The sequence below is a fragment of the Paenibacillus radicis (ex Xue et al. 2023) genome (assembly GCF_024722015.1).
In the GTDB taxonomy this organism is placed as follows: domain Bacteria; phylum Bacillota; class Bacilli; order Paenibacillales; family NBRC-103111; genus Paenibacillus_S.
Genome location: NZ_JANQBD010000014.1, coordinates 84,965 through 108,806, shown reverse-complemented (window position 1 = coordinate 108,806; position 23,842 = coordinate 84,965). Strand labels below are relative to the sequence as shown.

The following is a 23,842-nucleotide window of genomic DNA, read 5'->3' as shown; positions in this document are numbered from 1 at the left end:
TTTCCTCCATTAAGAATGCTGTGAATTGCTAATATCAACTTTACTTAAGACCCACCCGATCCCGATCAAAATTAAGGTGATTGCAAAGAAGCAATACAACACGGAGCTGCCTAAATAGAAAAAAATTAATGTGACAGACCCTAGAAATGCGCAAAATAAATAAGTTAATAGTACCGTGTGCTTTACCGAAAAGCCCAGTCTAACTAACCGTAATGCAAAATGATCTTTGGTACCTTTCCATGGGGCGATTCCAGATTTTATACGCAATAAAGAGATGAATATCGTTTCAAATATTGGTATTCCAAGGATAATAACTGGAATTACAATGTCGCCATATGGTTTGAATTGGAACATGTGAGCAGTTGAACATGCGATTAAAAATCCCAGAAATAGACTGCCGGTGTCTCCCATAAAAATTTGCGCAGGATTAAAATTGAATTTCAGAAAGCCGCAGCATGCTCCCGCTATAGATAAAAGCAACAAACCATTCATGATTTCACCAAGCTCCAGACAGATTAATGACAGAAAAATAGATGAAATAGCTGCCACACCTGAGGCTAAGCCATCCATAATATCTATCAGATTAAAAGCATTGGAAAGGCCGACGATCCATATAATCGTTAAAATACTATCAAATTGCTCTAGTCCGATTAAGGTTATCCTAATTCCGCTTAACCATGCCAAGGATGCTGCTATGATTTGAAAAAAAATTTTAGTTAGCGGGTGGAGATTATAAATATCATCAGTAAAGCCGACTGCAATTATGATAAAACACGCAATAAGTAAGCCGTAAACTGCGATTGGAATCATAAGTTTAAACAAAAAAATAACGAAGGCGGATGCAATGACAACAGAAGCAAAGATCGATAGCCCACCTAAATAGGGCGTATTTATTTTATGTGTTTTTAGACTGGTGTTAGATACATCAAGTATCATAAATCTTATAGCAATATTTTTGGCGATAGGAGTGAATAATAGGCTTAATAGAAAAGAAATCAATAAAGAGGCAACTATAAGCATATTTAACTCTTTCCTCCTATTACTAGTAAATTTTTACTATAGATACATATCGTATCACTATAATGGATATAAGTAAATTGTTTAATTTTTATTGTAGTTCTGCAATAATGTTATGGTTTAAATGTATGTAATAATGAAATTAAGGTATCTCAAGTCGATTGAGAGAAGGAGGTGCTCCAGCATGGTTAAACAAACGGATATTAAGAATTATGGCATGGGTGTCAATGACCTTGAAACCAGTGCCTTTGAGATGATGGAAATGCTGCATCTGAGAAGTAAAATACATCATTATTTTAACGAACTATCCGACGAAGAGAAAAATGAAGTCACACGATATGATCTGATCCTCATTTCGAATGCTCAACAATTCTATGAAAAAATGAAACTAGTTTACGATTTTCACAATCAAAATAAAAGTGATGAAGAATGGTGGTGGCATCTCCATAACATTGTGCAAGCATTCAACGCAAGAAGTTTTACGATCAGTTTTGCTCAATCAAATGGTGATTTGATGGTGAAGACGATTCAATAATATCAGGCTCAACCCATAAAAATATGGAGTTGGGCCTGATTTATTTCCGTTGTATGAAAATCGAGCGATCACAGCATGTTGGATATGGTGAATCCATCATCGTGTGGATGCGGGAAACAACAGTTAAAAGGCCGTTCCCAATGCTTCATTGGAAACAGCCCAGATTCATCTCTTACAAAAACTTTCTGTTATGCTTCTTGCCATCATACGAGAATAGCACCTGCTTTGATTCCAGGATTGTTTCCAGATGAACGGTTCTGCCCCACAGCTGTTGAATGTAAGGTATGGTTCGTTCTACATATTTCAAATCCAGCTCAACACCCTCGTAAGCATGCTTTAAGTACAACTCGCCGTTCTTATCGTAGTTGCCATTCTCGACGACAATGTAGGGGAATCCTCCGTTGACTCGGGAATAGACGAGCTGATCGCGGATAGACTCCCAAGATTTATCCGTAATTTTCCACTCGGGGCCCTTTTTCTCGAACACGTATAAGTCTAATTCATCCACAAGCTTTTTCGTCATATAATTGCGGACAAAGGAAATATCTGAATCATACTCCCGTACGTCAAACATCTTTTGCCGGCCTTCGCCACCTTTGATGCCGAACCGTTCCCGATCTTCAGCGGATGGATTCTCCCAGCGTTTCTCAATGTCTTCAAAGATTTTCAACCCTAAGTAATACGGGTTCAAGCTATGACGGGAGGGCACAACTACGGATGAATTGAGCTTCGCGTACTCGATGGTTTCTTCCACAGTCAGATCCAGCTCTCGTAAGATACGTTGATGCCAGTAAGAAGCCCAGCCTTCGTTCATGATCTTCGTCTCCAGCTGCGGCCAGAAATAGAGCATTTCGTCGCGCAGCATCGTCATGATGTCACGCTGCCAATCGGTCATATAAGGGGCGTGCTCTTCAATAAACAAAACGAGATCTTTGTCCGGGGAAGCCGGAAATTTAACTGCTTCCTGCTTGCGCGGCGCATCTATCTCGGTAGGATTATCCAAATCCCATAAATCCTCATAACCCAGCTTTCGTTCCTTTGTCTCTGTTTTGCGAGATTTTTCCATATTTCTACCATATCGTTCTGCATCGTAAGGCTTCGAAATCAGAGGATCAACATGTTCCTGGATGGCAAGAACGGCATCAATGAAACGTTCAACCTCGTCCGTACCGTACAAAATTTCATATTGACGGATACGTTCAGCTGTGGCGGACATGCTTTCGACCATGTTGCGGTTGGTTTTGGAAAAACGGGCGTTGTTTTTAAAAAAGTCACAATGTGCCAACACATGCGCGACAATTAATTTGTTCTGAATTAGCGAGTTTCCATCTAACAAAAAGGCGTAGCAAGGGTCGGAGTTGATGACCAGCTCATAAATTTTGCTAAGTCCAAAATCATACTGCATTTTCATTTTGTTGAAGGTTTTTCCAAAGCTCCAATGGCTGAATCGGGTAGGCATGCCGTATGCTCCGAATGTATAGATGATGTCAGCAGGACATATTTCATAGCGCATCGGAAAATAATCCAATCCAAATCCATCCGCAACCTCGGTAATTTCCGCTATAGCATATTCAAGTTTTTTGATATCATCGGCATTCATCGTGCGATTCCCCTTTCCGATCTTGGGAAGAAGGTTTTCAAAGCTTTATATACCTCGCCTTTCTCACGAATAACATAATGGACAAACTTGGGATCATGTAAATTGCGATAAGCCGACATTAGCGTGCTGCTCCGGTTGTATTGATTTACTTCTCCATAACCGAATAGGTTGCAGCGCTTGATCAACTCGTTGATGAGCTTAACGCAGCGTTCGTTATCCGAAGTCAAGTTATCACCATCAGAGAAATGAAAAGGATAAATGTTATATCTGGACGGAGAATAGCGTCGGTCAATTAGTTCTAAGGCCAATTGGTAAGCCGAGGAACAAATCGTGCCGCCGCTCTCTCCCTTAGTGAAAAATTCCTCCTCCGTAACCTCCTTTGCCTCTGTATGGTGAGCAATAAAAATGATCTCAACATGCTCATATTTGGTGCGTAAAAAACGCGTCATCCAAAAAAAGAAGCTGCGCGCTATATATTTCTCGAAGGAGCCCATGGAACCGGACGTATCCATCATAGCGATAATAAGAGCATTGGATTGTGGGGTAATAACTTCATCCCAGGTTTTGAAACGAAGGTCGTCAGGATTGATGCCATGAATGCCGGGAACACCGGCCGTAGCATTACGGCGCAAATTTTCCAATATGGTTCGTTTCTTGTCGATGTTAGACATGATGCCCTTTTTGCGGATATCGTTAAAAATGACATCTTTAGTGGTCAGGATATCCTTTTCCTTCTGCTGCAGATTAGGAAGCTCAAGTTCTTCAAACAGCATCGATTGCAGCTCTTCCATCTGCACCTCTGCATCGTAATAATCGTCGCCAGGCTGGTCGCCAGCGCCTTCTCCTTTACCCGGTCCTTTTGCAGGAGTCGGGTCCACCCCCAGCACGTCGCCTACTTGACTATCTCCATCGCCCTGACCAACATGCTTGCTCTTATTGAAATTATAGCGAAGCCGATATTCATCCAGACTACGGATCGGAACCTTGATGATTTGCTTGCCGTCAGACATGATAATGCTTTCGTCGGTAACCAGGTCCGGCAAGTTTTGTTTGATCGCGTCGCGAACTTTTTCTTGATGGCGGTTTTGATCCTGATAACCTTTGCGATGAAGGGACCAATCCTCTCGGGATACAATAAACAGCGGTTCTGTCATGCGGGACACCTCCTGAGGGCTCTTCTTTTCGTAGGTAAGCTAGCTTCGTAAGCGTTGAAAGCAAGACTACAAAGTAAGTAGCATACAAAATGGGCTTGCTTGATTTGTGCAGTCGATAAAACAGGCGGTGTGACATAAATAGTAGCAGATTGAAAAAAGTGCTTGTTACTAAATATATTCAAGTCCCGGGGGGTTATGTGAGTAGGACGGAGGCCTATTTTCTGAAGTTCGGTAAAGGACCCTAGTTCTCTTGGTATACACGTACGCGAAATATAAGCTTTTATGTATATATGTAAACGGTGATAAGGCGAGAACATTCATTTCAAGGTTTGACCTTGGAGAGTAAGGAGGAAGCAATTAACTGCTGAAAGATATGGGAGCAGTCCGAACTTTTCGTAATAGAGGAAGAAAAGGGGGAGCTGGTAGTTAGAGTGGCGTTCGCGGATAAAGCTGGTGGCAGATGGTGTGAAGCTTCAGGCTCAAGAACCCTGCTAAGCAGGGATTTAACCGGATGTAGCGTCTGGGGCCACCAGCTCGATAACCTCATCGATGATTTTGTTTCTTCCTTGAGGCGTCCAGCTCATAATGAGCCAGTTGGATATAAACCGGATTTTATTATGTTGTACAGCTGGAATCGAATTCCAGAAATCGAGCTTTCGTATTTTAGCAAACGTTTGATCAACCTCAGTGTGATCCATGTACATCCGAATCCACAGATGATCGGCAGTGAGCTTCGGAACGTCCTGCGGAAATAATTCAAGCCTCATTTTATTGATAGGAGCCGCCTTGTCGGGTTTCAAGCCCAATTCTGTATAAAGAAGCTGGTTTAGGGGGTGATTAACGGTTCCCTGCAGCATAACATGGTCATGCATAATCTGCAGCAGAGCGACGCTCTTGTTATTTGCTGATGCATCCAGCCTGGTACGAGCCTCCGTGATTTTTTTATCCAGTTGATTAAAGGTTTGCTGTGCTTCCTTCTCACGGCCTACGAGCTCCGCAACTTTCATATGAGGCACGCGCCAATCCAGATTAAAATCGAGGATGAAGGTTGGCGCGATCCGTTTGAAGGCTTCATAATGCTCGAGATGGGAATAATCTCCGATAATCAGGTCTGGGCGTGCAATTTTTAGCTCTTCCAGCTGCGTCTTCAGGCGCCGTTCATAGTCGGCTTCCTGCAGTCCGGGATGTCTGTAGCAGTCAACCATAGCAACCGGGCGCACTCCGACCGAGTTCAAATTATCATGAAAACCGAAGCGGGAAGCTGCGGCAACTCTCAAGCAATTCCTTTTGACATATAGAGTTGGAGGAATTCCGGCAATTTTTTTGAATATCCGGCTAAGATAGTACTCGTTCCCATAACCAACTGATTCGGCAACCTCCTTGATGGAATGGCCGGATGCTAATTGTTTTTTTGCCTGCTCGATGCGTATTTGGTTCAGATAGTCGGTTGGCGCCAAACCTTTGGCTTTTTTAAAGCTGCGGCAATAGGAGCTTGGAGTAAGATTGGCTATGGAGGCCAATGTCTCTCTGCTAATCTTCTCATGAAAGTGCCGCTGCATATAGGCTATGCTCAACTCGATTCCATTGTCCGATGGTTGAGTATTTTCTTGAACTAATGACTGTCCTTCAATAAAATGCAGCATTTCTTGCAGCTGTAAATCCAAATGTCCAGTGTCTGAACTGTTGCGGCTCGCTTCATATAGACGTTCGAATCTCAATAATGCTTGCTCGGTATCACGAAGCGAAATACGGCCCGCTGTAAGCATAGATGGTGCATCGGCAGAAAGGTCGGAGAACCACTGCTTATTGGACCGGGATATGGTTAATGGTTTAATGATGAGCATATAGTAATCCACTTCTTCGGATTGAATGGAAGCCTCAACATGCATTCCTGAAGGGAAATAATATAATTGAAGCGGCTCCGCGAACCATAGATTGTCATTTGTGCTAAGTTTTACGTCTCCTTTGGTGAAAAAAACTAGCGTTGGGGCGGGCGATGTCCTGCATCTTGTTGTGTTATTATTGGTTAAATTAATTCGGCGGATAGATGAAAGCAGGTAGAGCTTCCGATTTTTAAAGGACAATGCGGTCATCGTACGGGATCTCCTTACCGGGTTATTTCAGATAAAGGATACTATTAGACAAGAAAACGGGCACATAGAGGCATGGATGCCAGAAAGTGCACATGATATATTCTCTTCTATGATAACAATTATCATTTTCAATTAAAAGGGAGAGAAGTTAAAAATGCGTCAAAAGAGCAAGATGGTCTCGACAATAGTTGGTATGCTGCTTTCATTAGCGATTGTTTTGTCCGGTTGTGGAGGGGGGCAAGCTAAGCAGGAGCCAGCATCAACTTCGGCTGATAAGTCTGCAATAGGCTCACAGTCTTCGACAGAAGCAGCCAAGACAGGCGGAGTCGGGAATGCGGAGAAGGAATATACGGTAAAGCATGCTATGGGTGCTACAACCATTAAAGGGACTCCGAAACGAGTAGTAGTTCTGACTAATGAAGGCACAGAAGCTGCGTTGTCGCTTGGAATCAAGCCAATAGCGATCGTCAAAGCATGGGGAATGGATCCGATTTATCAGCATCTTACTGAGCAATTAAAGGATGTAACTATTATTGGGGATGAAAATCAGCCCAACCTGGAGCTAATCGCCACTTTGAAGCCTGATCTTATTCTTGGGAATAAACTCAGGCAGGAAAAGGTGTATGAGCAGCTAAGCCGAATAGCGCCAACGGTTTTCTCGGAACGGATTAACGGAGACTGGCAGATAAATTACAAGCTATATGCGGAAGCGTTGAATAAGAAGGAAGAAGGGAATGCCGAATTTGCTAAATTCGAGAGCAAGGTATCCGGACTCAGAACTAAGTTGGGGGATAAAATCAATACCGCGGTATCCATCGTGCGTTTTAATCCGGGCGGGATCGTCCGCATTTACTATAATGATACATTCTCCGGGGTTCTATTGAAAAAGATCGGGCTGAAGCGCCCAGCTGTACAGGATCAGAGCAAGTTTGCCGATGATGTGGCGAAGGAAAGAATTCCGGATATGGAAGGAGATATCTTGTTTTATTTCACCTATGACAACGAAAAGGGAGAGGCTGTGAAAGCGGAGCAAGAGTGGCAGAAGGACCCGCTTTGGAATAACCTGAACGTTGTAAAAAAAGGAAAAATCCATAAGGTGTATGATGGGATTTGGAATTCATCCGGTGGCATTATTTCAGCAAATTTGATGCTGGACGATCTGGAAAAATATTTGCTGAAGAACTAAGAGTAAACAAATGATGTTCAGGCCGACATGGCTTGGACATTTTTTTGTCGCCAGAACTTACAGGCTTTGGGGTGAGGGGAGCTTATCCCTTATTGAGTTGAAAGTATTTTATGAATAGATTTTCCCAACCGTAGAGGGAGAGGTTAACTGGAATTTCTGGAGCTAATTCATCCGTTATATGCATGTTGAGGAACTTAACTGGAAATTATCATGCTAATATAGAGATTTTCAGATTAAATGTAATAAACTATTGGAATTAACGGGATCATTTCCAGCTGTTTGTGAAAAAATCGCTCATCAACTGGAATTAACTGGAGGATTTCCTGCTAGTTATTGTGATATCTGCCTGTTGCCTCGTCAAGTTTTGATTTTGGTGCAAGACGTGTTCCTATCGTGGCAAGATTGCTTATCATAGGAACACGACTTCTACAGCGGCTTCAGTCCCACCTCCCTCCCCAAGCAGCGGCCGGATCCCCAGATCCATTTTTTTTCGAACGCACCAACGTAGATTGTATACTAAGCTGCTTTTTAAAACACATATGTCTTCATAAGGATGATTTCGAAAGAAGCTTTTCTTAAATCATTTGGAAAAAACTAACGTTTATGTGATAAGCCATACAGATTTAAAGCGGCAACCTGAGATATAGTAAGGCGAAAGACTAATTTAAGTTGAGTAAGTGTCAGCAGGAATTTATTGGGAAGTAAATGGATTTGCAAGCAATGCTGAGGCTGCGCAGTTGGTTACTATGAAAAGCAATGGCCCAAGCCGACTTTTATACTCTTCATACCTTTGAGCCGAACCTCTTATGACGCTTCGGTTATTTAATTTCTCCATGTTCGGAACGAAGGAAATCATCCAGTGTGCCAAACATCATGCTCTATTTGTAGATTTTTGTAAGATCCTATACTTATCCGTTATAATGAAATAAACAGGAAAAATTTATCGATTAGGAGTAAAAGGATGATACCTTCAATAGAACAATGGAAACAACTATATGAAGCTGCAGCGGAGTTTAAGCGAGTGGGCTGTTGGGAATGGCTCTCTAACGGACATATATTCGGCGTAGAAAATCCGGTTGATGGCGAAATCGGGTATTGTTGTGTAATGGGCAATGGCGGTGAGATGTTTGGTCTGGCTGTATATTTGGGTACTGCGGGACTGGAAACCTTCGTTGGTATGTTGACGGGGGAGTTGGATGAAGACCCTTTATACAGCCAGCATTGTCTAATGCTTTCTTTTGATGATCGCAAGGAGCTGCATCCGCAGGAGCTGAAGCAGATTAAGGAGCTGGGCTTGTCGTTCCGTGGAGCTAAAACCTGGCCCACCTTCAGGGAGTACGAACCCGGATTTGTTCCATGGCCGATCAAGAGCCAAGAACAGGTCGTTTTCTTAACTTTGGTTCTGCAGCAGGCAATTGAAGTTGCTAATGAATTTAAATCCAACCCCGATGCTCTTATTGAAGGGGAGGATGAGGCCTTTCTTACGAGAGTTGCTATGAAATCGGATGGTAGCCTGGCTTGGACAAGTGAATGGAAGCAGCCGAGGGAGCTTGATGATATTCCAATACCAGCCGCTGATCCTATAGACGAGTTTCGATTAGCCAAAATTAAAAAGAGTATTCAAGGCTCAGCCGGAATTTGGGAGATGGATTGTTTCTTTGCACCGACTCCTATTAAAGATGGAGACAAACCGTATTATCCAATGATGCTCATGATAGTGGATCAGGGATCGGGACAAATCCTGAATATAGCGTTAGAGGAACAGTCTCTTATGCCTAACGCAGCTGTGGCCAGTTTTATAAATATTGTTGAACAGAGGGGATTGCTTCCTTTGGAGATATGGGCTGCTAATGAGCAGGTGTTTATGTATTTGTCGCAGCTGCTTAAATTTTTCAATCTGCAAGTTTATTTGACGCTGGAGCTGCCTGCGATAGAAGAAGCCAAAGAAGGTATGAGGGAATATTTTCAAAGTGGGATGAGATAGAACATTCCCTACACATTTGTAATACTGGAACGTAGAGAGCCGGGCATTGTGCCTAGGCTTTTTTTCTTTTGTAAAAGTGGCTACTTTATTGTTTATAAGCTGTTCGTGGCCAATAATTTGCTTTCAGCATACTCAGGTTAAAATAAGCATATCCCCCGAAAAAGTCGGATATTAGCCATGATTAATAACTGGTTAAAATATGGCGATGTTAAATTGCAGCTTTCCTTATATGATGATTTTGATGTTTTGTTTCTTGATACAGCTAGAAAGAGAGGCAGGGGATGATAGCGCTTATTTTCAAGGATGTGTGAGGTAAGCGTAGTGGTTACATACTTGTTATGTCACATTATTAAAAAACGGTTTGCGGGAGTAGGAGAAGAAGAAAGCATTTACTTAATGATTAACTATGATTTTGAGAGGTGCATTTTATTGAAACTAGGGAATTATAAACGATTATTTTCTTTGATTATGTCTTTGAGTCTGATTATGTCGATGTTACCAGTTACGGCGTCGGCAGATGCTACGGCTTGGCAATTTAACGTGTTTGGTGGTAATACAAGTAATACCAAAGACACGATGTCTGTAAATAGTAATGGTTCCATAACCCTTCAAGGTGTTAATGGCGGTAAAATTGCAAGCACTGATGAGGGCCTGGCTTTCTATAATCAGCAATTACCCGCAAACGCCAATTTTGAGATTCGTACAAAAGCGGTAGTAAAGAGTTTATCTGTATCAAGTAATACTCCTGCACAATCATCATTTGGCCTAATGATTAGAGGTAATCTTGGATTTGATGCACCCAATACTACTACTGCAATAACCTCTAATTACTTAGCGATAGGTGGTTTTGGAGTTGCTAGTGCCTCGCCTATTATAAAATATACGTACAAAACGGGAGTAACGACAGTATTTACATCCGGTCAAAATACCTCGTCACCACCTAACCCCAATAGTGTGACGATTAGTGGTGTTAATTCCCCTACATCTGGAGAGACATACGATTTAAGTATCAAAAAATCAGGGGATGGTTATGAAGTTTCTGTTAATGGCAAAAGTGAAAAAATAAAGTTGGACAATATGTTCTCTGCTTCGGTATACAATAATAAGTTATACGCAGGTTTTTATATTGCAAGGGATGCGGAAGTCACCTTCAGCAACTTTGCTGTGACAGTGGATTCAAGGACACCTACTCAATTAAAGTTGGATACATCCTCCATGAAAACCGAATATTTCGTTAGTGACAGCCTCGACTTAACTGGTTTAAAGGCAACCGCAGTTTACGCGGACGGACACGAGGACGATCTTAGCCCAAGCGATTATATCGTAACAGGATTTGACAACACCAGGACTGGAACTAACACAATAACTGTTAATTTCAATGGAAAAACAGCGCCTATTAATTTAAATGTTAAACCGTTAGTTGTAACGGGTATGGCAATCAAATACTTCCCTGCCAAAACCATTTACAATCTGGGAGACTTGTTTGATTCGCAAGGATTAACTGTATTAGGCGGTTACAATAATGGACCTGTCAATGGAGAGCTCTCCAGCAATCAGTACACGCTTTCTATTGCCGGTTCTACCGTTACACAGTCGACGTATTTCACTACTCCAGGTATTAAAACAGTGAAAGTCGCTTCTGCAGTCACTCCGACCACTAGTACAAGCTTCGACATTGAGGTCAAAAATGTCCAGCTTACTGGACTTGAAATCAGACAGCAGCCGAAGAGGACACAGTATTTTGTCGGCGACCAATTCGTGCCGGACGGAATGATTGTCTATGCTAAATATAGCGATGGTTCTGAAGCGCGGCTTATGAGAGACACTGAATATTCGATTGAAGCTCTTAATTCTTCGACAGTGGGTACAAAGCAAATTAAAGTTACACATATTACGGATAAGACCAAGACAGCTATTGTAGACGTTAATGTGAAGCAGCCTGCAGTTACTGGAATTCAGGTTACGAAATATCCTAAGACCACCTATCAAGTGGGCCAAGCTTTTGACTCTGCTGGGTTAGAAGTATCTACTCTTTATGACAAGACGGTTTTCGATAGCACCTATAAAACAGTGCTGCCGGTAGGTCAATATACGATCAATCCAGCTGCTTTCGACGGTTCAAAAGCAGGAGTCTATAATGTTGCAATCAACCCGTTGAATACGTCGATTGCACCCATCACAATTAAAGCAACAGTGAAAGATGCGATTCAGTATCAATGGAAATCAATCCGATTTGGACAATCTACTTCCGATGCCAGCAATAAAGTAGTCGTGAAAGATGATGGAACCGTTCAAATTATCGCTTTGGAAGGCGGAGGTAAAGTAACCGGGGATCATGATGGCATATCCTATTACTATACCGAGCTTGATGCAAACCAGGATAATTTTGAATTATCAGCTGACATCAAAGTTATTGAATACGCCAAAACGCCATATGACGGACAAGAATCCTTCGGTATCATGGCGAGAGATGCTAACGGTACTGCAGGCGATTCCAGCGTGTTCACATCCAATATTGCAGCTGTTGGCGGATATAGCGGCGGAACGACCAAAGCAAATGGAACGCAATTATTTATCCGCAAAGGTACAGGCAGTGTATTGAACACAATGCTTGTCAATGAAAGGCCAGCTATAACCAATACGTACCCGGCTAAAGACTACAAGCTTACTTTGGTCAAAACAAACAGCGGCTTTACAGCTAAAGTAAATGGTAATAGTAAATCAACGGACGGAACTGAGGCGTTTTATTTCGAGCCGGACATTCTAAAAGTACAAAACTCTAAAATGTATGTCGGTTTCTTTGCGGCTCGTCTTGCGACGATCGAGGTTAGTCATATTGATTTGAAAGTAACTGCTGCACAAACAGATTCACCGAAGGTGGAAGCGCCTCCTGTAAAAGCTACACCTGATTTTAACTTCGTTTCTTTGAACCAGGTTTCTAAAGAGGCGTACACATTAGGCGTCAAATCGAACGTTAAAGGCAGCTTTACGATCAAACAAGGTCAGAACGTTATTGCCAAGGATACAGTTGTTCAAGCGGGTGCAACCCTTTCGCTGAAAACTACGGTTACAGCTAATACGTATACAAACTTTAGCGCAAGCTTTATACCGGATGACACTCAGAATCTAGCCTCCATCGGCAAACTGGTCAAAAACCTGACTGTCGATATGAAATCGTATGTGGAGAATGGAGACATCTACGTATCTCCGGCTGGTACAAGTAAGGGTAATGGTACTATTAACAGCCCTCTTGATCTGGATACAGCCATCGCTTATGTAAGAGAAGGACAAAAAATCTTAATGCTGGATGGCAAATACGTACGTTCTTCCAAAATTGAGATCAAGAAAGGGAACGTCGGTACCGCGACAGCCAAGAAGTATCTTGTAGCTGCTCCTGGCGCTAAACCGATTATTGATTTCGACAAGAAATCCGAAGGTGTAGTACTAAGTGGTAACTACTGGCATGTGAAAGGCATAGACTTTACACGCACAGCAGGCAACACAAAAGGCTTTACCGTAGGTGGAAGCTACAATACTGTAGAAGGCAGCCGTTTCTATGAGAACGGTGATACTGGTTTGCAGATCAGCCGTACCGATGATTCCGAAGACAAGGCGAGTTGGCCGTCATACAACCTGATTCTGAACTGCGAATCATTCGATAACCGCGACCCAGCGGACAATAATGCAGACGGCTTTGCCGCGAAGCTTACTTCCGGTGTAGGCAACATATTCAGAGGTGATATCGCCCATAACAATATTGATGATGGTTGGGATCTATATACCAAGGTAGGAACTGGAGCTATCGGAGCTGTTATCATTGAAAACAGTATCGCCTATAACAACGGTACTTTGACTGATGGAACAGTAGGTGCAGGGGACAAAAACGGATTTAAGCTTGGGGGAGAAGGAATCCACGTACCTCATATTATCCGCAACAGTATTGCTTTTGGGAATGGAGCTTACGGCTTTGCGAGCAATAGTAACCCTGGCGTTAGAGCTGAAAGCAATAATATTTCGTTTAATAATGCAAAAGGAAACTTGAACTTTACAACGTATACAGGTATTCCGACTGATTTCAAAATTAATGGCTTTGTTTCTTACCAAAAAAGCTACACAGCTAAAGATAATTATCCAGCAGAGCTAATTGACAACAGCAACTTTATGTTTAACGGAACAAGCTCTGTAAACAGTATAGGCCAAACGCTTTCGGATGCTAACTTTGCAAGCCTGCAGCCTGCTCTGCCTTATCAAAGAGATGCTGAAGGTAATATCATCTTAGGAAACTTCCTGAAATTCATAGCGCCTGTCATACAAAATGTTTCCCATCGTTCCAGTGGCAGCAGTGGTAGTGGTGGCGGTGGAGCAGCTTCTGTTACAACTCCATCAACTAACGCTGTAATTAGTCCGGAGCCGCAAAAAGTAACCGTAGATGGAAAATCAGCTGCGCAGGTTACACTTGATGCAGCGGCGCTGACTAAAGCGATTGAAACACTCACAGCTAGTGCAAACACAATCACCATCGAAGTAAAAGGAACCGAGCAGGTATCCATCGTTCAAGTTCCGGCTTCATCAGTGCTTGAAGCGGCATCGAAATTGCCAAACGCAATTTTGTCTATCAAAGCTAATGGAACTACTTACGACTTACCTGTTAAAGCGGTAGATATAACAGCTTTAGCTAAGTCACTTGGTGCAGAGGCCAAAGACGTGAAGTTCAGCATAACAGTTGAAAAGGTTAGCGGTGCAGCCGCTGGAGCTATTGATGCGATTGCTAACAAAAATGGGGCAACCCAGCTGGCAGGTGCTATAGACTTCACGGTTACGGCTGAAGCGAACGGCAAGAAAACAACGGTCAATGACTTTGGAAAAACATATGTATCCAGAACATTCGAGATTTCGAGCTCAGTTGATACGAAGAATGCTACAGGGGTTATGTATAACCCGACTACCGGTACGATGACCTTTGTTCCGACTAAATTCAGCACCAATGGAAGCAGCACAAAGGTAACGATAACTCGTCCAGGCAACAGTATTTATTCCGTTGTACAAGCGAACAAAACATTCAGTGATCTTAATGAGCATTGGGCAAAAGCAGATATTGAGCTGCTTGCATCCAAGCTGCTTGTTAACGGTTTGACAGAGAAAAGCTTCGCGCCGTCAAATCCAATCACACGAGCGGAATTCGCAGCTCTTCTAGTGCGCGCTACTGGTCTTACAGAAGAAGCAACGACGAAGTTCTCCGATGTAAAAGCGAATGATTGGTTCGCCGGAGCTGTTGGAGCAGCCGCCAAAGCCGGTCTGGTTGACGGTTTCGAGAACGGTACGTTCCAACCGGGAGCAACGATCACTCGTGAGCAAATTGCAGTTATGATTGTGCGTGCGATTGAGCTTGCAGGCAAGAAAGGCAATACAGATGCTCAAAAGCTGGCAGCCTTCGAGGATAGCTCCCGAATCTCCGCTTGGGCCAAGGATGCCGTAGCGGGTGCGGTTAACGCTGGTATTGTCAATGGTATAACGGACAAATCCTATGCACCTAACAATCAAGCAACTCGCGCAGAAGCTGCGGTTATGCTTAAACGCTTGCTGCAATTTGTAGAGTTCATTAACTGATCCTATTCATAATTTTCTTGGAGCCATAAGGCAAAGGGGCGATCCGGCAGTCATTCAGACTGAAGGATCGCCCCTTTTTTTCATGCTTTACAATTCCAGTCCGGTACCTTGCTTAAAGCGCTTGATGACAACTTGTGTGTTGACTCGGACGACACCCTCTAAGTTATAGATGTGCTGGTATAGAAATTTCTCCAGAGCATCCTCATCCTTCAATAAAGCATGCATATGCAGGGTGCTTGGGCCGGTCATTTGGTAAATGCTTATCACATTGGGATCAGCGCTTAAGGAATTGCCAACATTTTGGGCAAAACGGGGCTCGACTTCAACCTCGAAGAAGGCGCTGACGACTTTCCCCAGCTTGGTGGCGTTGAGTCGGATTGTAAAGTTCTCAATAATCTCATTTTCTACCAAAGCCTCGACTCTTTTTTGAATGGCTACACGAGAAAGATTCAGTTGTTCTCCGATCTTCGCATACGACATGCGACCATTCTCATGCAGTAATTTAATAATTTCTTGATCGATCTGATCCAAATTTGGTAGTTCCAGCATCGTACATCCCCCTTGAAGCGTATTTTGAATATTTTATCATAATTAACGAAAAGAAATAACAATCTGATAATTTATTGCCAATTGAAAACTAAAATATTGTAATTAATTACAAAACGAAAGAAATCAAGATGTTATAGATTACAAAAGGTGTTGACGACATGTTGTTGCCTGCATATAATCGTGTTAACAAATATAACAACAGATTAGTTGGATCTAGAAATTCTTATTGATTAATGGATTTTTAATACAATTGCGTAATGTAATCTGACGTGGAGGTGAATTGGTGGCCAGTAAATTGATTTATAACGGTACAGTGCTGACGATGGATGAGGGTAATCGAGTGTTTAAACCGGGGTATGTTTATGTTGAACACGATGTTATTAAAGAGGTGGGGGAGTGGAAAGCGGATGGCAGCCTGGATCATCTGATTGCCAAATCGACATTTGTTTACAATGCTGCAGGGAAAGCGGTCATTCCAGGGATTGTGAATTCACATACGCATTTATTCCAGACTTTTATGCGAGGGGTTTCCGATCATTTGCCGCTTGCTCAATGGCTGCGTGAAATTATATGGCCGCTTAGCTTGTCGATGGAGCCGGAGGATTTTTATTTAGCTGCATTAGTCGGGTGTATGGAGAATCTGAAGTCCGGCGCGACTTATGTGATGGATCATCATTATATTCACACTTCTCCGCAAAATGATTCGGGGGTTTTGAGGGCGATGGTTGATTCCGGGATCAGGGGCCACTTGGCACGTGGTGGATCTGATTTAAGTAACGAGCCTCGCTTGCGTGAAACGGAGGAGCAAATATTCTCAAGTACCGAGAGGCTGTTGGATGACTGGGATGGCGCCGCATCGGGACGAATTCAAATTGCCCTCGGGCCTCTTAATTTGTACGGCTGCTCGCGCGGGTACCTTGAGAATGCAGCCAAGTTCAGCCGCGATCATAAGCTGATCTCTCATGTTCATGTAGCTGAGACAAGCGGACAAATTGACAATACTATGGAACGTTATGGATTACGGAACTTGGAGCTGTTAAATGATGTGGGCTTGTTGGGTGAGCATACACAGGTAGTCCATGGTATTTGGCTTGATGATGGTGAGCTGGAGACTATTCGCGCTAAGAAAGCATCGGTAGTTCATTGTCCTGTTTCTAATATGTACCTTGCATCAGGTGTGGCCAGAGTTCCTGAGATGCAGCGTATGGGGATTAATGTTGCATTGGGAACGGATGGGCCGGGCAGCAATAATTGCCAGGATAATCTGGAGGTTCTTAAGTTTACGGCTTGCTTGCACAAAGTAAATGCACTAGACGCAACATTGCTGCCTCCGATGGATGTGCTACGTATGGCTACGATCAATGGAGCCAAGGCGATGGGCAGAAGTCATGACTTGGGAAGCTTGGAGGTTGGGAAGAAGGCGGATCTGGTGGCCATAGACATGATGAAGGCCCATATAAGCCCTCTACATCGGGCATCCTCGGCGATCGTCTACAATGCTAATGGCAACGATGTTGAACTTGTCATTGTCGGGGGGAGTGTTGTTGTTGAGAATGGGGAGTCTGTATGGATAGATGAGCGCGAAGTGCTTGCGCGGGCGCAGGCGAGGGTTGATATTCTTCGTAGTAAACTGGCTGCGAAATACCCTATATTTTCAAGTGTTGATTAAATAATTACCCCTAATCAGGAGAGGATGATTTCTATGTATTTGCAGCGTCTGCAGGACCCCGTGTTAGAGAATGATTGGCATGCTGTTTATCTTGCTTCTGAATTAAGGGATCAACCGATTGGTGTAATAGTGTTGGGAGAACGTGTAGCTATTTATCGTACGAATAAAGGGGTGCATGCTGTTAGAGATTTGTGCATTCATCGGGGAGCTATGCTCTCCAAGGGTCGAATTGAGGATGAGGTGCTTGTCTGTCCTTATCATGGCTGGAAGTACGATACATCGGGACAATGTGTCTGTATTCCTGCTCAGCCTAAAGGTGAGGCTATCCCGTCAAGGGCCAAAGTAGATGCGTACGGCTGTGTGGAGAAGTATGGCTTTATCTGGGTATGTATTGGCGAGCCGGCAGCTGATTTACCTCATTTTGAAGAATTTGATAGCGAAGAGTTTCGTCCTTTGGCCTGTGGTCCCTACAAAGTAAATGCAGCTGGAACACGAGTGATTGAGAATTTCACTGATTTTGCACATCTTATGTTTGTTCATCAAGGCTTGCTTGGCCATCCAGATTATGCGGAGCTGCCGGATTTTAAGGTAAACAAAGAAAAAGATCGTATTTACATCGAGAATATCCCTATCTTTCAGCCGGTCGCACATTCGGGCTCAGATAAGAAGGAGGGTACCACTTATGTATATATGAAAGAAGTATACCGTCCTTTGTCGGCGCGATTGTCTAAAGCAGACCCTAGTAACGGTCAAACTCTGTGGATCATGCTTACTGTACTGCCGGTTACCGCAGAAGAATGCCTGGTATTTATGGTCGTCTCGCGTAATTATGGCTTTGATGTGCCGGATGAAAATTTTATTAAGTTTCAAGATATTGTATTTGATCAGGATGCCAGAATTATCGAAACTCAGAAACCGGAATTACTTCCGCTTGACTTGCAGGTTGAATTAAATCATAGGGTTGATCTTTTTTCGGTTGCGTATCGCCGTTGGTTGAATGAATTGGGTGTTGTTGTAGGCACGATTTAAGCAGTGGAATAAAAAAAGACATCTAACTTACAGTGAATGGGCTGTGTCTCTTGACCTGACCGTAATTCACGACTAAGGAAGATGTCTTTTTCTGATTGTAAACATGCGTTAGGTGTGGGGGGATCAGAAAAATTATTAAAGAAAACCTAATACTATGTAAGAATAATTAACATTAAAATGAAAATTTACAAAAATAGTTCGTTTTATTGGCAAAAAACACAAAGCTATGTAATATATATTGACTAATACATGACGCGTACCGTATATTTTAGTTCATAACAACGGTGGTACACATGTATACCGAGGTAGATCAGTTGATCAAAATTAGGAGGGGGAAAGGAAATGAAATTATTCAATCATGCTACTAAGGTTTTGGTCAAACGCAATGCGTTTATGTCACTCTGTTTAGTGTTGATTTTAGGTGTGCTGTCAGCTTGCGGGAGTGCCAAACCGGCTGAAACAGCACCTGCTGCAAAGCCTGCTGATGCGGCTGCGCCAGCGCCTGCACCTGCTCCAAAAGAACTGGTGAAAACTACGTTGATTTTAAACTGGTTTGCCGAACCTGAGCATGGAGGTAACTTTGCGGCTTTGGCTAAAGGGTATTATAAGGATGCGGGCTTTGACATGACGCTTATGCCTGGCGGTCCGCAGGTTTCGGCAACGCAGATTGTTGCTTCCGGAAAAGCTCAATTCGGTATGGCTAACGGTGATGATATTTTGGTGGCAAGACAAGAGGGGATTCCGATTGTAGCTATTGCTACATCCATGCAGAAGAGTCCGCAAGCTATTTTTTACCACAAAGAGGATAAAGGCATTAAAGATTTCGGCGATTTGAATGGGCATAAGGTGTATGTAGCTTCCACTGCAAGCTTCTGGCAATTCATTAAGAAAAAATACAAGCTGGACAGTGCGCAAGAAATGAAATATACAGGCCAATTGGTTAACTTTGTTAGCGATCCAAATGCTTTGACGCAAGGTTACATTACTTCTGAACCCTTCACACTCAAGCAGCAAAATGTGGATATTGGTACGCTGTTGGTTGCGGATTCCGGTTATGGAATTTATGCAGGTGTGTACTTTACTACGGAAAAGATGATTGCTGAGCATCCTGATCAAGTGAAAGCATTTGTTGAGGCCACGGTTAAGGGTTGGGATTATTACAAAGATCATTCCGAAGAAATTCATCCGGCTATTAAAGAGAAAAACCCTGATATGGGCTTAGACATGATGAAGTTTAGTGCACAGCAAGAAATGGACTTTGTGTACGGCGGCGACGCTGCTACTAAGGGAACGGGTATTATGACCAAGGAGCGTTGGGCTGAGGTGCAAAAGCAGCTTGTGGATGTGGGTGTTTTGAAGAAGGAAGAGGATGTTGATAAAGTGTTCACGACTAAATTTTTACCAAAGAAATAGACTGATTAAAAAGTAAGTAATCTCAGGGGGTGGCGGTATTGGCTTCGTTGTTGAACTTGGATCTGCTGAATGTAAGACTTCCTATGGAAAATGAATCCTTGTTGTACCGGGTATCGGTTCGTGATGGTAAATGGACTCGTATCGAGGCGCAGGAAGCCAATGCTGCACAGCCTGATTTTGTTTCGTTGGAGAAGTGTGATCTTGGTAAAGCGGCGGATGTTTCCGCTGTTTGCCAAATAGATTTGGAAGGAAAGATGCTGCTTCCGGGCTTTGTTGATTCCCATATGCATCTGGATAAATCGTTTTCATTAACATCAGTTGAAAATATAAGCGGTACACTTGAGGAGGCGGTCCGCAATTACTCTGTGGCGTCTCCGGCTTTTACTAAATCCGAAATCAAGTCAAGAATCATGCGCTCATCCATGCAGGCTTTGTCCTTTGGTACTACATATATTCGCACGCATCTTGATTTTAATATTAGAGCTTCAAGAGAAGTGGCATTGCGCACAATTGAAGCGGCGCTTGAGGCGAAAGAAGTATTGTCACCTTATATCAGTTTGCAGCTATTCCCGATGATTCCTTATGGCTTAAACCAATTGGAGGTCGAGACGGTTGAAGAGGCGCTGCGAATGGGGGTAGATGGAATTGGGGGAGCTCCCCACTTGTCTCCGACTCCGGAGGGAGATATTGATCGAATTTTTGCTCTGGCTGAGAAGTATGATCTGCCTATTGATCTGCATTCGGATGAGACGGATAATCCTATGATGCGTACGGTTGAACATACTGCAAGGCGAACGGAGGAATATGGGTATAGTGGTCGAGTTACAGTTGACCATCTATGTGCGCTTGCTTCAATGACCGATAGGGATGCTCATGAATTAATTGAACGAATGGCGGATTCGGGGTTGAAGGCTGTTTCGCTGCCTGCGGTGAATCTGTATCTGCAAGGTAGAGGAGAGGGATTTCCGGTTAGACGAGGGGTTACCAGATTGAAGGAAATTTGGGAAGCGGGCATTTCGATAGCTGTAGCTTCAGATAATATACATGATCCGTTTCACCCGTTCGGGCGGGGTGATTTGGTTCAGATTGCGTTGATTGCATCGTATGCAGCTCATATGGGGCGGCCGGCAGATCTTCGTACCTTGCTGCGGATGATTACGGACGTACCGGCAACTGTGCTTGGACTTGAGCACTATGGGGTCAAAATCGGTTGTGATGTTAATTTTGTAATAATAGATTGTCAATCTCCTGAAGAATTGTTCACTTTGCTGCCTGATCGTCGCTGGGTGTACAGTCAAGGGAAGTGGGTTCGTATGGCGGCGGGCAAGGCGCAATGGAAAGATAGTCTATTAGCTGGATATTGGGAGCAGGCAATTGAGGAGGTCTCTTTCCGGAAACGTTCGGATAATTAAGGAAGCTCTCTTTTGAAATCATCTTCTTCGTTTCGGAAATGGGGTGGATATTCGTAATGGCAAATATACTCGTTGTATATTACAGTGCGTTCGGCCATGTTTACCAAATGGCGCAAGCTGTTGCGGATGGGGCGGAACGGGCGGATGGAAATGCAGTTCGCATTGTGCGGATTGCGGAGATGGAGTCACCTTTAAATCGGACGATCAATTTGGATAGGAATAAGCAAGAAGAGGAAAAGGTTCAACCGGAACAATCTGAGTTTGAGTTGAAGCAAGATAAAACAGGCCAAGGTGAGGCGGAGCGAGAATTATCGGGAAGATTTAGGTTGAGGGATCGCTACAGTAAATATGAAGCTGTGCTGGAGCAGCAGCGGGAAATTCCCGTTGCGACGAATGAAGATTTGCGGTGGGCGGACGGAATTTTATGGGGATTTCCTACTTACTACGGAATGATGCCTGCTCAGGTGAAGTTATTCCTTGAGTTTGCGGGGGAGCTTTGTATTGACGGTGCCTTGGAGGGAAAACCTACGGGCATTTTTAATAGCACGGCTTCGATTCATACGGGGCATGAGGCGACGATTTTAACTTCGATGGTTCCGTTATTTCATTTTGGAATGATTTTTGTGGGATTGTCCTATACAGAAAATCCTGAATATTTGACGGCGGATGCAATTGGTTGCTCACCTTGCGGTGCTTCAACCTTGGCTGGGCCAGATAGTTCATTGCTGCCAGATAAGCGTGAATTAATTATGGCGGCCCGGTTGGGTGAAAGGGTGGCGAATGTGGCGGCTGCTTTAAAGCAATACAAAATTTGAAATGAATCAAATGCTGCAGCGAGCTGTGTTTGTAGAGCTTGATAAATGCTTGATTAAGAGTACTGGATTGGAATTGGAAGATTTTTGGGAGGTGTTGCTTTTGAAGACTGGAAGATATAGGGGAGCGGGAAAGGCGTGGGATCAACGTTTTTATCCTCGATTAAGCAAGCTGGAGGTGGAGCGGCTCTCTAAGGATGACGCTTTGCTAGTTTTGCCGATAGGAGCTGTTGAGCAGCACGGTCCGCATATGCCTGTATTTACGGATACATTAATTTCCGAAACGGTTCTTACTGAAGCGTTCGAGCAATTGCCGGACGATGCTAATATATGGCTCCTTCCAGCTATCCCGTATGGAAAAAGTACGGAGCATTTGGGTCATCCGGGCACTATTTCGTTATCTGCAACTACATTGATGGCAGTCTTGATGGATATCGCCAAGAGCTTGCGAATGAGCCGGTTTGAGAAGTTGGTTCTTGTGAATACCCATGGCGGCAACACGGATTTGTTGAATATGATGGCGCGAGAGATTCGGGTAGAAACGGGCATGGCTGTTTTTCGGCTGGATCCTGGAGGGCTTGGTTCGGCGGATGGGTGGATTACACCTGTGGAGAAGCAGTATGGGATTCATGCGGGTGATGTTGAAACTTCTCTTGTCCTTGCTGCGCAGCCTGATTGGGTGCATATGGAGCTGGCTCCGACAGAATTTCCTCAGTTTCCTGACTCGCGATATCTTCAATTTCGTAGCCGCGCCTTCGCTTGGGTAATGGATGACCTGTCTCGATCCGGGATATCCGGTGATGCCTCTAAAGCAACGGTGTCTAAGGGTGAGGCGATGGTAAAGCGGTATGGTGAGCATCTTGCTGAAGCGTTGATGGACATGTCCAGATTTGATATGAAATCATTCAAGATAGAAATGGATTAATTCAAGAGGGACGGGAGATGATTGGAATGCGGAATGAATCTGACATTATGGAAGCACCTGAAATCCTTGCGGCTCCGGTCAATGTTATCGCAAAAAAGGGCTTTGTTAGCATGGAGAATTTGTCGAAAATATACCCCAATGGTACGGTGGCTCTTCAAGACGTTAACTTGACGATAAATGAAGGAGAATTTCTCTGTTTTGTTGGCCCGTCCGGCTGCGGGAAATCGACCATTTTCAAAATCATTACCGGACTTAGCGCTCCTAGCACGGGAACTTTAGATGTTTTTGGAACTACTCCTAAGGAGGCGCGCAAGCAAAGTGACATTTCCTTCGTGTTCCAGGATCACACCCTCTTGCCTTGGTCGACTGTTGAATCCAATGTTAGACTTCCTCTGGAATTGCGCGGAGTAGATAAAAAAACACAGAAGCAGGAAGCAGAGCGTGTTCTTGAAATGGTTGGTTTGAAGGATTATATGAAGGTGCTGCCGAGACAGTTGTCCGGCGGGATGAAAATGCGTGTATCTATAGCAAGAGCGCTAGTTTCCAGGCCTAAGCTGCTGTTGATGGATGAGCCTTTCGGAGCTTTGGATGAAATTACACGGCAAACCCTGCAAAACGAACTGTTAAATATATGGCAGCAGGATAAAAAAATGACAGTGCTTTTTGTAACTCATAATGTTTTTGAATCTGTGTTCCTGTCTACCAGTGTGGTTGTTATGACGGCACGTCCGGGCAAAATATCAGGGCAGATCGATATTCCTGTCCCGTTTCCCAGGGATGATGAATATAGAACCTCTACCCAATTCAATGAGCTTGTTCGACAAGTGTCTGCTGCCTTGCATCATTAAGAGAAGGAG

General features: G+C 43.6%; 16 protein-coding genes. 11 read left to right on the top strand and 5 right to left on the bottom strand.

Features of this window, described 5'->3' with window-relative positions; genetic code table 11:
• Window positions 1-9: 9 nt before the first annotated feature.
• A complete protein-coding gene (locus tag NV381_RS19375; protein ID WP_258214924.1) occupies window positions 10-1,020 on the bottom strand; it encodes an MraY family glycosyltransferase in 1,011 nt (336 codons plus the stop codon).
• A gap of 181 nt (window positions 1,021-1,201) precedes the next feature.
• Here NV381_RS19375 and NV381_RS19370 point away from each other — a divergent pair, with 181 nt between their 5' ends.
• Window positions 1,202-1,552, top strand: coding sequence for a hypothetical protein (locus NV381_RS19370; protein WP_258214923.1), 351 nt, complete (start codon window positions 1,202-1,204; stop codon window positions 1,550-1,552).
• A gap of 172 nt (window positions 1,553-1,724) precedes the next feature.
• Here the strand turns inward: NV381_RS19370 and NV381_RS19365 are convergent, their stop codons facing one another.
• The 3 genes from NV381_RS19365 to NV381_RS19355 form a co-directional block, all read right to left on the bottom strand.
• A complete protein-coding gene (locus NV381_RS19365; protein WP_258214922.1) occupies window positions 1,725-3,152 on the bottom strand; it encodes a SpoVR family protein in 1,428 nt (475 codons plus the stop codon).
• Window positions 3,149-4,306, bottom strand: coding sequence for a sporulation protein YhbH (yhbH, locus tag NV381_RS19360; protein ID WP_258214921.1), 1,158 nt, complete (start codon window positions 4,304-4,306; stop codon window positions 3,149-3,151). The genes NV381_RS19365 and yhbH overlap by 4 nt, the downstream gene beginning before the upstream one ends.
• A 503-nt stretch (window positions 4,307-4,809) precedes the next feature.
• Entirely contained in the window at window positions 4,810-6,399 is a 1,590-nt protein-coding gene (locus NV381_RS19355) for an AraC family transcriptional regulator (protein WP_258214920.1), read from the bottom strand.
• 154 nt (window positions 6,400-6,553) lie between these two features.
• Here NV381_RS19355 and NV381_RS19350 point away from each other — a divergent pair, with 154 nt between their 5' ends.
• From NV381_RS19350 to NV381_RS19340, 3 genes are all read left to right on the top strand, one after another.
• Complete coding sequence (locus NV381_RS19350; RefSeq protein ID WP_258214919.1) at window positions 6,554-7,585, top strand: ABC transporter substrate-binding protein; 1,032 nt, start codon at window positions 6,554-6,556, stop codon at window positions 7,583-7,585.
• Between the two features lie 961 nt (window positions 7,586-8,546).
• Window positions 8,547-9,569 (top strand): DUF7309 domain-containing protein, encoded by a 1,023-nt coding sequence (locus NV381_RS19345; protein ID WP_258214918.1) that lies wholly within the window; start codon window positions 8,547-8,549, stop codon window positions 9,567-9,569.
• Window positions 9,570-10,055: 486 nt separating this feature from the next.
• Window positions 10,056-15,176: an S-layer homology domain-containing protein gene (locus tag NV381_RS19340; protein ID WP_258214917.1), complete on the top strand. Its 5,121-nt coding sequence runs from the start codon at window positions 10,056-10,058 to the stop codon at window positions 15,174-15,176.
• Window positions 15,177-15,263: 87 nt separating this feature from the next.
• Here the strand turns inward: NV381_RS19340 and NV381_RS19335 are convergent, their stop codons facing one another.
• A complete protein-coding gene (locus NV381_RS19335) occupies window positions 15,264-15,725 on the bottom strand; it encodes an Lrp/AsnC family transcriptional regulator (protein ID WP_258214916.1) in 462 nt (153 codons plus the stop codon).
• A gap of 283 nt (window positions 15,726-16,008) precedes the next feature.
• Here NV381_RS19335 and NV381_RS19330 point away from each other — a divergent pair, with 283 nt between their 5' ends.
• The 7 genes from NV381_RS19330 (at window position 16,009) to NV381_RS19300 (ending at window position 23,833) form a co-directional block, all read left to right on the top strand.
• Window positions 16,009-17,394, top strand: a complete 1,386-nt coding sequence (locus NV381_RS19330) for an amidohydrolase (protein WP_258214915.1) — start codon at window positions 16,009-16,011, stop codon at window positions 17,392-17,394.
• Between the two features lie 33 nt (window positions 17,395-17,427).
• A complete protein-coding gene (locus tag NV381_RS19325) occupies window positions 17,428-18,423 on the top strand; it encodes an aromatic ring-hydroxylating oxygenase subunit alpha (protein WP_258214914.1) in 996 nt (331 codons plus the stop codon).
• A 342-nt stretch (window positions 18,424-18,765) separates the two neighbouring features.
• A complete protein-coding gene (locus tag NV381_RS19320) occupies window positions 18,766-19,836 on the top strand; it encodes an ABC transporter substrate-binding protein (protein WP_258214913.1) in 1,071 nt (356 codons plus the stop codon).
• A gap of 38 nt (window positions 19,837-19,874) precedes the next feature.
• Window positions 19,875-21,248 (top strand): amidohydrolase family protein, encoded by a 1,374-nt coding sequence (locus NV381_RS19315; protein WP_258214912.1) that lies wholly within the window; start codon window positions 19,875-19,877, stop codon window positions 21,246-21,248.
• A 56-nt stretch (window positions 21,249-21,304) separates the two neighbouring features.
• Window positions 21,305-22,063 (top strand): NAD(P)H-dependent oxidoreductase, encoded by a 759-nt coding sequence (locus NV381_RS19310; protein ID WP_258214911.1) that lies wholly within the window; start codon window positions 21,305-21,307, stop codon window positions 22,061-22,063.
• Between the two features lie 100 nt (window positions 22,064-22,163).
• The gene (locus NV381_RS19305) at window positions 22,164-22,985 is read left to right on the top strand and encodes a creatininase family protein (RefSeq protein WP_258214910.1); all 822 of its coding nucleotides are present in this window, start codon (window positions 22,164-22,166) and stop codon (window positions 22,983-22,985) included.
• Between the two features lie 47 nt (window positions 22,986-23,032).
• Window positions 23,033-23,833, top strand: coding sequence for an ABC transporter ATP-binding protein (locus NV381_RS19300; RefSeq protein WP_258215012.1), 801 nt, complete (start codon window positions 23,033-23,035; stop codon window positions 23,831-23,833).
• The last annotated feature ends 9 nt before the right edge of the window (window positions 23,834-23,842 follow it).